Annotated in this window: 15 protein-coding genes; 6 read left to right on the forward strand and 9 right to left on the reverse strand. The window is 71.6% G+C overall.

Features of this window, described 5'->3' with window-relative positions:
• Positions 1–3: 3 nt before the first annotated feature.
• The 3 genes from ACT53Q_RS09930 to ACT53Q_RS09940 are packed head-to-tail and all read left to right on the forward strand — an operon-like array spanning position 4 to position 2,795.
• Positions 4–1,380 (forward strand): ATP-binding protein, encoded by a 1,377-nt coding sequence (locus ACT53Q_RS09930; protein WP_476186489.1) that lies wholly within the window; start codon positions 4–6, stop codon positions 1,378–1,380.
• Positions 1,381–1,383: 3 nt separating this feature from the next.
• The gene (locus ACT53Q_RS09935) at positions 1,384–1,863 is read left to right on the forward strand and encodes a hypothetical protein (protein ID WP_476186490.1); all 480 of its coding nucleotides are present in this window, start codon (positions 1,384–1,386) and stop codon (positions 1,861–1,863) included.
• Positions 1,860–2,795, forward strand: a complete 936-nt coding sequence (locus ACT53Q_RS09940; protein WP_476186491.1) for a tetratricopeptide repeat protein — start codon at positions 1,860–1,862, stop codon at positions 2,793–2,795. The genes ACT53Q_RS09935 and ACT53Q_RS09940 overlap by 4 nt, the downstream gene beginning before the upstream one ends.
• Before the next feature lie 29 nt (positions 2,796–2,824).
• On the opposite strand, the gene ACT53Q_RS09945 is transcribed toward ACT53Q_RS09940, so the two are convergent.
• The 8 genes from ACT53Q_RS09945 to ACT53Q_RS09980 all read right to left on the reverse strand — a co-directional run bounded on the left by ACT53Q_RS09945 (position 2,825) and on the right by ACT53Q_RS09980 (position 9,855).
• A complete protein-coding gene (locus tag ACT53Q_RS09945) occupies positions 2,825–3,268 on the reverse strand; it encodes a hypothetical protein (RefSeq protein WP_476186831.1) in 444 nt (147 codons plus the stop codon).
• 50 nt (positions 3,269–3,318) lie between these two features.
• Positions 3,319–3,522, reverse strand: coding sequence for a PspC domain-containing protein (locus ACT53Q_RS09950; protein ID WP_476186492.1), 204 nt, complete (start codon positions 3,520–3,522; stop codon positions 3,319–3,321).
• A 10-nt stretch (positions 3,523–3,532) separates the two neighbouring features.
• Positions 3,533–3,910: a YfeK family protein gene (locus tag ACT53Q_RS09955; RefSeq protein ID WP_476186493.1), complete on the reverse strand. Its 378-nt coding sequence runs from the start codon at positions 3,908–3,910 to the stop codon at positions 3,533–3,535.
• Complete coding sequence (locus tag ACT53Q_RS09960) at positions 3,907–4,980, reverse strand: class III poly(R)-hydroxyalkanoic acid synthase subunit PhaC (protein ID WP_476186494.1); 1,074 nt, start codon at positions 4,978–4,980, stop codon at positions 3,907–3,909. Before ACT53Q_RS09960 ends, ACT53Q_RS09955 begins: the two co-directional genes overlap by 4 nt.
• Position 4,981: 1 nt before the next feature.
• Positions 4,982–6,196, reverse strand: a complete 1,215-nt coding sequence (phaE, locus tag ACT53Q_RS09965) for a class III poly(R)-hydroxyalkanoic acid synthase subunit PhaE (RefSeq protein WP_476186495.1) — start codon at positions 6,194–6,196, stop codon at positions 4,982–4,984.
• Positions 6,197–6,394: 198 nt separating this feature from the next.
• Entirely contained in the window at positions 6,395–7,012 is a 618-nt protein-coding gene (locus tag ACT53Q_RS09970; protein ID WP_476186496.1) for a CDP-alcohol phosphatidyltransferase family protein, read from the reverse strand.
• A gap of 4 nt (positions 7,013–7,016) precedes the next feature.
• Positions 7,017–7,916 carry a hypothetical protein gene (locus ACT53Q_RS09975; protein WP_476186497.1) on the reverse strand — a complete coding sequence of 300 codons (900 nt, stop codon included), beginning with the start codon at positions 7,914–7,916 and terminating at the stop codon, positions 7,017–7,019.
• A gap of 46 nt (positions 7,917–7,962) precedes the next feature.
• Positions 7,963–9,855 carry a 3-hydroxybutyrate oligomer hydrolase family protein gene (locus tag ACT53Q_RS09980; protein WP_476186498.1) on the reverse strand — a complete coding sequence of 631 codons (1,893 nt, stop codon included), beginning with the start codon at positions 9,853–9,855 and terminating at the stop codon, positions 7,963–7,965.
• A gap of 132 nt (positions 9,856–9,987) precedes the next feature.
• Between ACT53Q_RS09980 and ACT53Q_RS09985 the strand changes: the two genes are divergently transcribed.
• The 3 genes from ACT53Q_RS09985 (at position 9,988) to ACT53Q_RS09995 (ending at position 12,633) form a co-directional block, all read left to right on the forward strand.
• Positions 9,988–10,656 (forward strand): response regulator, encoded by a 669-nt coding sequence (locus ACT53Q_RS09985; RefSeq protein ID WP_476186499.1) that lies wholly within the window; start codon positions 9,988–9,990, stop codon positions 10,654–10,656.
• A gap of 164 nt (positions 10,657–10,820) precedes the next feature.
• Entirely contained in the window at positions 10,821–11,540 is a 720-nt protein-coding gene (locus ACT53Q_RS09990; RefSeq protein WP_476186500.1) for a hypothetical protein, read from the forward strand.
• Positions 11,541–11,625: 85 nt separating this feature from the next.
• Positions 11,626–12,633, forward strand: a complete 1,008-nt coding sequence (locus ACT53Q_RS09995; RefSeq protein WP_476186501.1) for a hypothetical protein — start codon at positions 11,626–11,628, stop codon at positions 12,631–12,633.
• 45 nt (positions 12,634–12,678) lie between these two features.
• On the opposite strand, the gene ACT53Q_RS10000 is transcribed toward ACT53Q_RS09995, so the two are convergent.
• Positions 12,679–13,026 carry a hypothetical protein gene (locus tag ACT53Q_RS10000; protein WP_476186502.1) on the reverse strand — a complete coding sequence of 116 codons (348 nt, stop codon included), beginning with the start codon at positions 13,024–13,026 and terminating at the stop codon, positions 12,679–12,681.
• Positions 13,027–13,073: the final 47 nt, after the last annotated feature.

Raw genomic sequence — 13,073 nt, forward strand, 5'->3', positions numbered from 1 at the left:
CGCATGACGACCGGTCCGAACGATCCCGCCTCCGTCGATCCCCAGGTCGCCGCGTTGCTCGCGGCGCTGCGGGCGACGCCGGACAACGCCCCGCTGCGCACGCTGGTGCTGGACGCCTGCCTCGACAAGGGCGACGTCGCCGGGCTGCTGCAGGCGCTCGACCTGTGCGGCCCGGACCTGCTGGCCGACGCCGGCCGCCGCGCACGCGCGCTGAAGCGGCTCGCCGACGCCGGCGAGCACGACGCGCTGCTGCGCTTCGCGCCCGGGGACTCAGGCGAGGCACTGATGGCCCGCGCCCGCCTGCTGTTCGGCGAAGGCCGCCGCGGCGAGGCGCTGGAGGCCTACCGCGCCGCGATCGCCGCCAATCCGGCGATCGAGGACGCGACGTTCTTCTCGCAGCTGACCGGCAAGCTGGTGTCGCTGGCCGACGCGCGCAGCGGCCGCGGCGGCGAGGCGGTGCCCAGCATCGCCAACGACGATACCGCGGCGTACGACATGGTCCGCCACCTGGAACCGGTCGCGGCGCGGATCGGGTTCGACGACGTCGGCGGTCTGGACGAGGTCAAGCGCGAGATCCGCCGCCGCATCATCACCCCGTTCCTCAAGCCGTCGCTGTTCCAGCGCTTCAAGCGCCAGTCCGGCGGCGGCATCCTGCTGTACGGTCCGCCGGGCTGCGGCAAGACGCTGCTGACGCGCGCCACTGCCGGCGAATGCGGCGCGAAGTTCTACAACGTCTCGATCACCGACGTGCTGGACATGTACATCGGCGAGTCGGAGCGCAAGCTGCACGAGATCTTCCAGCAGGCGCGCCGCACCGCGCCGGCGGTGGTGTTCTTCGACGAGATCGAGGCCATCGGCGGCAAGCGCCAGCACTCGCGCGAGGCGACGTCGGCCAAGCTGGTGAGCCAGTTCCTGACCGAGCTCGACGGCTTCGCCCAGAACAACCATCACGTGCTGGTGCTGGGCGCGACCAACGTGCCGTGGGCGGTCGATCCCGCGTTCCGGCGCCCGGGCCGTTTCGATCGCGTGCTGTTCGTGCCGCCGCCGGACGCCGCCGCGCGCGAGACCATCCTGCGCCTGCTGCTGGACGGCCGCCCGCAGGCCGGCGACCTCGACCTGCGCGACCTCGTGAAGCGGACGTCCGGGCATTCCGGCGCCGACCTGCGCAACCTGGTCGACACCGCCGCGGACGAAGCGATCGAGGAATCGATCGAGACCGGCCGCGAGACCGAGATCGCGATGCGCCACCTGCGCGACGCGCTGGCGCGGATCCGGCCGACGACGCTGGAATGGCTGACCAGCGCCCGCAACCACGCGCGCTACGCCAACCAGGCCGGCCAGTACGACGACGTGCTGAAGTTCCTGGACAGCCAGGGCTGACGCATGGCGACCGTGCGCTATCGCATCCCGGACGAACCCCGGTCCACCGGACTGGTGAAGTACGCCGTCGACCCGATGTGGCCGCTGCTGGCCTGCATGCTCGGCGGCAACGGCCTCGGCCTGCTGTGGTTCGCGTTCAACACCCGCGCGCTGGGCAGTGTGTCGGCGGCGCGCGAGTATGGCTACACGCTGCTCAGCCCGCTCGCCTGCGTGGCGGTGTTCTTCGCCATCGCCACCGGCGTGGAAAGCCACTGGTTGCCCGGTGACGCGTCGGTCGAGTACGCGGAACTGGCCTACCCGGCGGTGAAGCTGACCTTCGCCTACCTGCTCTACCTCAGCCAGGCGCGCAGCGCCGAACTGCTGACCCATTACGGCGGCACGCTGCGCAACGGCGCCGTCGGGCTGTTCGCCTGCTTCCTGCTGTCGCGCAACGTGATCGACGGAATGTTGCTGCCCCCCATCCTCAGCGAGGCGCTGCGATGAGCGACGACCTGCGCCTGGAACGCCTGCTCGACCACGGCCTGCGCCTGATGCGCAACGGCCACGTCGACCAGGCCATCGACGTGCTGACCCGCGTGCTGGGCGAAGCGCCCGACCACGCCGACGCGCATGCGGCGCTCGCGCTGTGCCTGGTGTCGCGCAACCGCCTGCACGCGGCGAAGCTGGAAGCGTCGCAGGCGGTGACGCTGGATCCGGACGCGCCGCTGGCGCACCTCGCGATGGCGGCGGTGTCGATCGCGCGCCGCGAATTCCCGGCCGCGGAGGCGCACATCGACGCCGCGCGCGCGCTGTCGCCGGAACATCCGGAAGCCTACCGGCTGGCGGCGGCGCTCTACCGCAACTGGGGCCGCATCGATCGCGCCCGCGACGAGATCACCAAGGCGCATGCGCTGGACCCGGACAACCCCGACACGCTCGCCCGCTACGGCTGGATCGAATTCGAGGACGGACGCCGCGGCGAGGCCCGCGCCCTGGCCGACCGCGCGCTCGGCCGCGATCCGGAACACGTCGATGCCCTGACGTTGCTCGGACACTGCGATCTGGCCGAAGGCCGGGTCGAGGATGCCCGCGCGCATGCGGTCTGGGCGCTGCAGAACGACCCCGGCGACGCCGGCGCGCTGACCCTGCTCGCGGCGATCAAGGCGCGGCAGAGCTGGGTGCTCGGCGTGTGGTGGCGGCTGCAGACGTGGCTGACCGCCGGCACGCAGCGCCGCACCATCGCCCTGCTGGTCGGCGTGTACCTGGTCTATCGCGTGTGCGTCGTGACCCTGCGCGTCGAAGGCCATCCCGATGCCGCCGCGCTGCTGGGATATGCGTGGCTGGCGTTCTGCGTTTACACCTGGTTCGCGCCGTCGATCTTCCGCCGCAGCCTGAGACGCGAAATGGAAACGGTGCATCTGCGGCCGGATTACTGAAACACGCGACCGGTTCGGGCGACGACGCGTCAGTCAGGCTTCGTCACCGGCGGACGCGCCCATTCTTCCTTCGTCGCCGCACTGGAATTGGCACGGAGCCATGGCCACCAGCCGCGGCCGGTGATCGCATAGCGGTCGGCCGCGCGCTCGAAACAATTGCGCACGCTGATCCCGCCGTGCAGGAAGTACAGCGGCAGGAACAGCGGGCCCAGCACCATGTACTGCAGCACGTGCGCGCGTTCGTGGTCGCCCAGTCGTGTGCGCGGCTGCATGCACCAGCCGGCGCGATGCGCGTAGGTGTCGCACATCGCGTCGAGCGAATCGCCGGTGCAGAGGATCACGTTGCCGAGGGTCATCGCCCCGCCCGGCCCGGGGAACCGGTGGAACACCAGCGCGTGATCGCGCTGCTGCAGCGACGGTCGTGCGCCCATCGCCATCCCGGCCAGGCCGGCGACCAGCCCGACGACGCTCATCGGTGCGGCCCACAGCACGCCGAGCGCGAACGCCGTGCCGCGGGCGAGGCTCAGGCCTCGGGCGCTTCCGGGATCAGCAGCCACAGCACGAGATAGACGACGATGCCGGGGAACGCCGCCGAGAACACCGACAGCAGCACGAAGCCGATGCGGGTCAGCGTGGGATTCCAGCCGAAGCGCGCGGCGATGCCGCCGACCACGCCGGCGAGGACGCGGCCCTCGCCGATGCGGACCAGTCGCGGCGTCGCGTTCACGGCGCGCGGCTCAGTGCGCCGCCGGCGCGGCACGCAGCGTCTGCAGGCGACGCTTGAACCACTGCGCCGACGGTTCCACCGCATGGCCGGCGCAGCGCACGTGGTACGGCTTGCCGCTCATGCTGCTCTCGCTGGCCGCGCGCGCGATGAAGAGTTCCGCGGTGTCGGCCATGTCGCGCTTGCGCAGGTAGTCGTACTTGTCCTGCAGGTGCGCCTGCGCCTTCTTCGCGTCGTACCAGCTGCCGTTGCGCTCGAACTGGCAGCCGGACGCGCCCAGACCGGTGATCAGCGCATCGATCTCGCGCTGCGCCTGCGGCGACGGTGCCGCCGATGCAACGCCGGCGAACGCCAGCAGCGCGACGGCGAGAAAACGAAATTTCGACATCATCGTGCGCGCCTCGCCAGCCAGTCGTGGATCGCGCCGGGCACTTCCTTCTGCGCGCGCCCGGACACGTAGATGCCGATGTGGCCGCCGCGGAACGACAGCTCGGAATAATCGGCGCTGCCGATCAGTCCGCCCAGCGGCTTCGACGCCGACGGCGGCACCAGGTGGTCCTGCTCGGCGTAAATATTCAGCACCGGCATGTCGACGAAACCGAGGTCGACCGGACGGCCGCCGATCTCGATCCCGCCGTTCACGAAGCCGTTGGCCTGGTAGTACTGCTTGATGAACTGGCGGAACGCCTCGCCCGCCTGGTCCGGCGAATCGAAGATCCACTGCTCCATGCGCAGAAAATCCTCCATCGCCTTGCGGTCGTCGAGGATGTCGACCATGCCCACGTACTTCTGCACGAACAGCCGCCACGGCTTGAGCGTGAGGTAGCAGTGGTTCATCAGGTCGGCCGGCACGTTGCCCAGCGTGTCGACGAACAGGTCGATGTCGAGGCCGCGGGTCCAGTTCGACAGCATGTTGTCGTCGGTGTGGAAATCCACCGGCGTCACCATGGTGATCAGGTTCTTGACCTTGTGCGGATGCAGCGCGCTGTAACTGAGCGAGAACGCGCCGCCCTGGCAGATGCCGAGCAGGTTGATCGCGTCCAGTCGGTGCGCGTGGCGCAGGTGGTCGACCGCACCGCCGAGGAAGCGCTCGATGTAATCCTCGAGCGTGAGGAAGCGGTCCGAGCGGTCGGTGTAACCCCAGTCGATGAGGTACACGTCCTCGCCCAGCGCCAGCAGGTTCTTCACCAGCGAGCGGTCGTCCTGCAGGTCGACCATGTACGGCCGGTTCACCAGCGCGTAGCAGATCAGGATCGGCACCCGCGCGGTCGGCGCGCGCGGGCCCTTGAAGCGGTACAGCACGACCTTGCCGTCGCGCCAGACTTCTTCCTTGTCGGTGACGCCGTAGTGCACGTCGCCGAGTTCGCCGAGCGTGGTCAGGCCGGCGCCCAGCTTGCGCTGCACGGTGGCGGCCTCTTCGGCCAGCTTCTCGGGCGAGAGATCGAACGGGGAGTCGTACATCTCAGCGCGTCCTCTTCGCGGCCTTGGCCGGCAGCGGCTTCAGCGGTTCGGGCATCGGGATGGCGGCGATCGCCGGGCGCGGCGCGCGCCGGGTCGCCGGACGCGCGGTGGCGGCCGCCGGCTTCACGGCAGCGGGCTTCGCGACGGCACGCTTCGACGCCGTTTTCTTCGTCGCGGCCCGGGCGGGCGAGGCTTTCTTCGCGGCCGGCGCCCTGTCGGGCACGGCTTTCACGGCGGGCGCCTTCGCCACGCGCGGCTTGCGTGCGGGCGCGGGCGGCGTTGCGGGTTCCGGTGCAGGTTCGACCGGAGCGGCGGCCGGGCGACGCGCCGGTTCGGCCGCGGTGCGACCGGCGGCGAGGCGACGCACCTGGCGTTCGAGTTCGGCGATGCGGCGATGCGCGGCGTCGACCTCGGTGCGGCCCGGCAGGCCGAACAGGCTGCCCATGCGCTCAATCTCGCCCTGCACGCCGGCGCGGACGCGCATCTGCGCGTTGACCAGATCGCCGTAGACGCGGCGGAAGCGCGGCGACAGCGCGATCTCGGCGTAGGCCTCCTCGGCCGCGTCGATCCACAGGTCGAACAGCGCGCGCGCAGACTGCAACTGGCGGCCCGGCTCGCTGCGCTCGGCCAGCTTGCGCTCGAAGCGCTCGAACGCGTCGCGACCGGCTTCCAGCATCAACTGGCTGTAATCGTCGTTCTTCTGCTGCAGGTCGAGCATCGCCGCGGCGAGCGCCTGCCAGCGTTCCTGGTGCTCGCGTGCCGGCCCGAACGCCGGCATCTGCAGCCACTGCAGGCTGTCATGGCGAAGGCCACCGAAGGCCGCGCCCAGCGGCGTCGCCGACAGCAGCGGCGCGACCTGCGCGTACCAGCCTTCGAAGCCCGTCTGGCCGCGGCCGCCGAGCGCGTCGAAGAGGCCGCCGAAGGCCTGCCCGCCGCCCATCGCCTGCTTCCACGCCGCGGCGATGTCGCCGGCGCTGGCCGCACGGCCGGAGAACTGCTCGGCGACGCCCTGCATCGCGCCGAACCACTGACGCGCCTGCGAGGAGAAACGTTCGACGAGGTCGGCGACATCGTTGCGGGGCGTGCCGCCGGCGAGCCGGGTCCAGCCGTCGAGCGCGGCGCGCCAGGGGTCCTGCGGCGCACCGCCGCCGGCCATGCGCATCGCGTCGGTCATCGCCCGCCAGTACTGCTGGGCCAGCGCGCCGACGTCAGGCATGCCGCCGAATCCGGCTCCGGATCCCGATCCGAATCCATGACCACCCGCCCCGCCTGCAGTCCACATCGCATCGCTCCCGATCAGAGGCGACCATCATAGCAACGGCTGCCGCAGTGCATCATCGACGCACCCGGCCGCCGATCGGTCGGCCTTCAGACCTTGGTCGAGCCATGCAACGCCCGGCCCGGCACCCGCCGCTCACCACTTCGGAATGCGCAGGGTCTTGCTGATCATCAGCGAGCCGGACAGTGCGTAGGCCAGCACCAGCGGGTGGAACAGGCCGCCGGCCGCGCGATATGCGCCGAACCAGAAATCGTGGCCGATGCGCCCGGCGTCGACCGCCATCACCAGCATCACCACCAGCGCGAGACTGGTCGGGATCGGGGTGCCCTCGAAATACTTCACCTTGTCGCTCTCTCCGGCGATTTCCTCGGCGGTGATGTTGAAGCGCGCCAGCCGGCTGACGCCGCAGCAGACGAAGTAGCCCAGCACCAGCCAGTCCCAGAATCCCTGCAGGCCGGCCGCGAAGCCCAGCGCCGCCGGCGCCACGCCGAAGGAGATCACGTCGGCCAGCGAATCCAGCTCGCGGCCCAGCGTGGACGACGACTGCCGCCAGCGCGCCACGCGGCCGTCGAGGGCGTCGAACACGAAGGCCAGCGGCACCAGCGCCGCACCGATCAGCAGGTCGTGCTTGTTGCCGGACTGCATGTAGCGCAGCGCGCAGAACACCGCGCTCACCCCGCAGAACGCGTTGGCCAGCGTCAGCCAGTCGGCCAGGTGGAAGTCGCGCAGCATCGAGAAATGGCGGCGGATCATGCCTTCAGTGCTCCCGGCCGGCGGAGGCGGCCACCCGCTGATCGTACTCGCGCCGGTTGCGCAATGCCTGCAACGCGGCAACGGACAGCGTGCCGCTGCGACGCGCCCCGGCCACGAACTGCCGCGCCAGCGCCGCAGGCAGGCGGATGTTCGCGGCATCCGCACGCCGGTAGTCGTAGAGCCGCGGCTGCGTCCATGGATCGAAGGCGCGGGTATCGAGGCCCTGCGCGCCGTCGAGGAAGATCTGCGAGGTCGGCACGACCACCCGGACCTCGCGCCCGTCGGCCCCCGGAAACGCCCAGACGGCGACGGTGTGGTTCGCGGCCGGCCAGAACAGGCCGACGCGGGAGCGCGACGACAGCCCCAGCCCGTGCGCGACCACGGCGAACAGCGCAGACAGCTCGTCGCACTCGGCGATCGCGGTGTGCAGCGGCAGTCGATCCGATGGCACAACATCGCGCCACTGCGTCCAGATCCGGTCCGAGCGCGGCTCCTGGTCGGTGATCCGCCACTCCAGTCCCCACAGCCCGCCGGCCCGCGTGGCCTCGAAGGCGAGCCGCACGCGCACGAAGTCGGCGAACAGCACGGGATCGTCGGCGAGGTCGTGCGCCTTGCGCAGCCGAGCCCAGTCGTCGCGGACTGCGGCGGCGGCTTCCATGGCGGGCAGTTCGGCACGCAGGGCCGCGAAGAGCGCATCGGCGTCGACCGCGCGCCCGTCGGCGAACGGCAGCGGCGCGGGCGAAGGTGCGGTCTGCGATGCCACCGACGGCGTGACCGCCACCGTGCGGGACGACGTCACGGCCTCCGGCGATCCGCAGCCCGCGACCATGCACGCCAGCCACGCGATCAGGAGAAGTGCCCTTCGCGACGCGCGTGTTCCTGAAAGCGGATGGTGGCCGGTCATGCCGCCAGCGTGCCAACGACGGGGGCGGCGCTCAAGCCGCCCCGGTTCAGTGCAGCGCCAGGTGCTCCGCTGCCAGCGGCTTGCCGGCGCGCGGCACGGTGTCGAAGGTGGCATCGACCGGCAGCGCGCCCTCGCCTTCCAGCGATGCGAGCGTGCGGTCGAGCGCGGCGTAGACGTAGGGCAGCATCGGCAGGTAGCGCGCGCCGTAGTCCGGCAGGCCGAGGAAGGCGTCGAAATGCTGCGCGTGCCGCACCTGCCAGAAGCGCACGTCGCGGCCCGCGGCGCGGGCGTGCGCGACGTACGGCGCACTGGTGAAGGCCATCGGGATCAGGCCGTCGTCGACGCCGTGGATCACCGTCACCGGCAGCCCCGCGCGCGGCAGCCCGGCGCGGGTCTCGGCGATGCCCTTGCGCACGCGGTCGGCGTCGACCGACGCCCCGCCCCACAGGTCGCGCAGGCAGCGCAGGCGGGTCAGGCCGGGATCGGCCTTCGCCACCTGGTCGATGATGCCGACGCCGGCGCCCGGCGGAATGCCGCTGGCGTCGCTCCACCACGCGGCGCGTTCGGCGGGCGTCGCCGCGCGCGGCGCGCCGGCGGCATCGTGCATCGCGAACGCGAAGCCGCACGGATGCTCGCCCACGCCGTAGCGGCCGTAGGCGGAGGCGTAGGTGACGGCGACGGCGCGCCACAGGTCGAAGCCGACGCTCAGCGCCCCCGCGCGCAGCGCCTCCTCGGTCCAGCCGTGTGCGCGCAACCGGGCGTGCGCGTCGCGCGACTGCGCCGGCGCGTCGTCGCCGTCGATCAGGCCGGCGGCGCGCAGCGCGGCGCACTGTAGCGTCCACAGCGGTTTCGCCTGCGCCTGCAGCGGCGGCTGCGGCAGGTTGTCCATGCCGAGCAGCGCGCACGGCATCAGCAGCGCGGCTTCGGTGGTGTAGTCGTACAGCGCACGCGCGCCGGCGGCGTCCGCGTACACGCTGGGCTCGCCGGCGACGACCGCGTCCAGCCAGTCGCCGTCCAACTCGGCCGCGCGCAGCACCGCGCCGCCGCCGTTGGAGATGCCGACCGCGATCACCTTCGTGTTCGCGAACGTGAACGGCGCTTCGTCGGGGAACGCGCGGTCCAGCGCATGCAGGCCGAACTCGGCCGCCTGGCGCACGTGACGGCCCCAGTCGGCCTCGGGGTTGTCCTGCGAATGCGCGTGGCGGAACGCGACGCCCTGCGCGCCCGCGGTCGTCGGCGGCGCGAACGCGAGATCGCCGTCCTGTGCCGCGCCGACGGTGCCGTCCGCGCGCACGCCGAGGCCGGCGTCGAGATCGAAATAGTCGGTGCCGGTGCCCTTGTCGGTGTAGGCGACGGCGCACCCCTTCGGCAGGCCCCAGGCGCCCGCGACCGAGATCGCGCCGTACACCCCGCGCGAACCCGACGACGGCGCGACCACCAGGCAGCGACGCTTGCGGTCGAAGCTGTCCGGCACCTGCGTGACCACGCGATGCGGCTGGTGCGCGCCGGGCAGGCGCGCCAGCGCGGCGTATTCGCGGCCCGGCACCGCCGCGGTGCTGCCGTACAGCTCGCCGTAGCCGCCGCCCGGAGCGAGATCGGCGATGCCGCGCCAGTTGCTCCAGATCGCCCGGCGGCGCAGTTCCGCCGGCGTGGGCGCGGCGGGATCGGCGAACGGCGGCGGCGCGAGGCTGCGCAGGCCGGCCAGGCCGAGCCCCGCGGTCAGCAGATCATCGCCGTCGCGGTGGAGGGTGTCGCGCTCGGCGGTGAACATCGTGGAGGCTCCGGCAAGAGAGGCATGGGCGGCCGATCCGCGCGCGGACGTGCCGGCGCAGGCGGCCAGCAGGGGCGCGAGCAGCGCGGCGAGCAGCGCGGCGAGCAGCGCGGTGCGGACGGAGGCGGAAGGCGGGCGCGGCAGGGCGCGCAGAGAGAAGGCGGTCATGACTTTCCAACGTAGCAGCCGCGGCGGCCCGGGGCATCGTACTTTGGTACGAGTGCGGCAATGCAGCATCGCGACGCCCGGGGTCGACCGCGCCTGTTAGGCTTGACCGGATCACCCGCCGTATCCGTGTCCATGCCGCAGTTGCTCATCGCCGACGACCACCCCCTCTTCCGGGCCGCCCTGCGCGGCGCGGCGGTCGAGGCCGCGGAAGGCGTGACGACCTGCGAGGCGGCATCGCTCGACGAAGTCCTCGCCACGCTGGAGGCGCGGCCCGACATCGATCTGGTGCTGCTGGACCTGCACATGCCCGGCAACCACGGCCTCGCCGGCCTCGCCGCGATCCGCGCGCAGTTCCCCGCGGTCGCGGTGGCGCTGGTCTCGGCGAACGAGGACCCGCAGATCATCCGCCGCGCGCTGGACCACGGCGCGGCCGGCTACATCCCCAAGAGCGCCGGACTGGAGGAACTGCGCGACGCGATCCGCGCCGTGCTCGCCTGCGAGGAATGGCTGCCGCCGGCGCTGCGTCCCGCGGTCGCCCGCGCTCGCTCCGCGCCCGACGACGCCGACCTCGCCGCGCGCCTCGCGAGCCTGACCCCGCAGCAGTTCCGCGTGCTGGCGCTGGTCGCCGAAGGCCTGCTCAACAAGCAGATCGCCGACCGCCTCGACGTGCAGGAACGCACGGTGAAGGCGCACCTCAGCGCGATCTTCGAGAAGCTCGGCGCCCGCAACCGCACCCAGGCCAGCGTGATCCTGCGCGGACTGGAGATCGGCGACCCGGCGCAGCGCGTCGACGAGAGTTGAAGCCGAAGCCGGTATCCCCGGCCGTGTCCGCTTCCGGAAGCCCATGACGTTGCTTCCACAGCAAGACCCGACGACTGAACGCCGCCGGCGTCCTCGCCGCGCCGCCGCATGATGCGGCATCACCAGGGCGACATCACCAAGGCGGCATCACCAAGGAGATCGACATGAAGGACGTCATGCGCAGGTTCGCCCTGCTCTGCCTGCTCGCGCTCGCCGGCACCCCGCCCCTGTTCGCACAGACCTGTCGCTGGGACGGCAGCCCGCCGTTCTGCAACGGCTCATGCGGCAGCAACGAAACGGAAGTCACCCGGATGAGCGGGATCCCGGACTACTGGATACCGCCCTTCGTCAACCAGAACGTCCCCTTCGGTGGCAACTGCACCACAGGCAGCAAGGCGTACTGCTGTTCGACGCCCGGCAGGAGCTGCCGATGGGACGGCACCGCACCGTTCTGCGCGGGTTCCTGCCGTGCCGGCGAGACACAGGCGCAACCGCCTGCGGGCTCGTCGAGCGGCAGCAGTTGCTGGACGGGGTCGAAGGTCTACTGCTGCAGCGCGACCGGCAGCGTGTCGCAACCGCTGACCGGGGAACGCAACTGCGCCTACGGGCCGGACACCTGCGTGGCGGGATTCGTCTGGCGCGACGCAGGCCCGAACGACCATGTCTGCGTCACGCCCGACATCCGCGACCAGGCGCGCCAGGACAACGCACAGGCGGGAGCGCGACGCAGCCCGAACGGTGGCCCCTACGGTCCGGACACCTGCCTGCCGGGCTACGTCTGGCGCGATGCCTTCCCGGGCGACCACGTCTGCGTGCTGCCGGGCACCAGGACGCGCGCGGCGCAGGACAACCAGTGGATCCGGGTCCGCGACGCCTGCCCCTGACGCATGACGCCGTCGGCCTTGACGCTTCGCATCGCGATGCGACCATGCCGGCACCACGGCAGACTTCGGGAAAGGCATGCGCTTCGTGACACGGGGTCGCACGGTGAAGACGGCGATCGTGCTGCTCGCCCTCGTCGCCATCGGCCTCTACTGGCGCCACTGGATCCACGAACAACGCGCGCTCGAACGCGGCGCCGTCGTCGCGCAGAAACGCGAGTCGGCGGCGCGGCGTGCCGAATGGGCGCGTCGCTGGGCACAGCCCGAACCGCCGCTGGCCGGCGCGCGCACGGTGGAGACGGCGCACTACCGCATCGCGTCGACCGCCGACGACGCGCAGACCCGACAGGTCGCCGATGCCGTCGAAGCGCTGCACACCGCCTACACGGCTTTCGTCCGCGATGCGGTGCCGGGGCAAGCAGGCGCGACCGGCGACAGACTGCAGCTCACGCTGTACGCGAACCGCGCGCAGTTCCGCGCGTACAACCGCAGCTACTGGTGGGCGGAGGCGTACTACCGGCGGCCGACCTGCTACGCGTACTTTCCGGCAGGCGAGCCCAATCCTTACCACTGGATGCTGCACGAGGCGACGCACCAGCTGAACACCGAGGTCGCGGGTTTCACGCTTGCGAAATGGGCGAACGAAGGGCTGGCGACGTATTTCGGCACCAGCCGGTTGCGCGACGGCGCGCTGCTGCCGGGGCGCATCGATCCCGACACCTATCCGGTGTGGAAGCTCGGCGGCCTGGGCCTGAGCGGCAGTCTCGATCGCGACGTGCGCCGCGGCCGGATCATCCCGCTGCGCGCGCTGATCACTGGCGTCGACGCGCCGCCGTTCGAGCGCAATCTCAATCTCTACTACGTCGAGTACTGGAGCCTCGTGCACTTCCTGCTGCACGGCGACGGCGGCCGCCACGCGGCGGCGTTCAAGCGGATGCTGGCCGAAGGCGCGACGATCGATGCCTTCGAGCGCGCGTTCGGGCCGCCGGAGCGGATCGAACTGGCGTGGTACGCCGACCTGCGCGACAAGATCGCGACCTTCGTGCCGGGTGCGGTCGAAGGCGACGACATCGTGGCGGTGCCGAAGACGCTTTGAACGACGCGACCGACGCCATGACGGCGCCGGTCGCGGTGCATGCGGTCAGTTCGTTTCCGTCCGGCAGCAGGGCGCGATTTCCCAGTTGGTGCCATTCGCGTACACGCCCGAGCAACGTTCGATCTTCGTCGCGCCGGCCGGGCAGTCGCCCTTGGCGTCCGTGCTGCTGAGGCTGATGATCTTGCCCTGCCCGCCGCTGCCGGGCAGGCCGCCGGCCAGCGTGCCGTCGCTGTGGACGACGATCGCACGCGGCATCGGCGCGGGCGCCTGGGCCTGTTCCGGCTGCGCGCGTGGCGCCTGCCGGGCGCCTCCGGCGGCCGCGCACTGGAATGCGACCAGCGTGGCCAGCAGCACGAGCCGGAATGCCCGGCGGGTGTGGTTCCGCGTTGTCATGGTGACGCCCTCCCCTCTGCGATGGGCGCCGTCGACGGTCGCGCCCG

This window comes from Lysobacter sp. DMC97 (genome assembly GCF_056313745.1).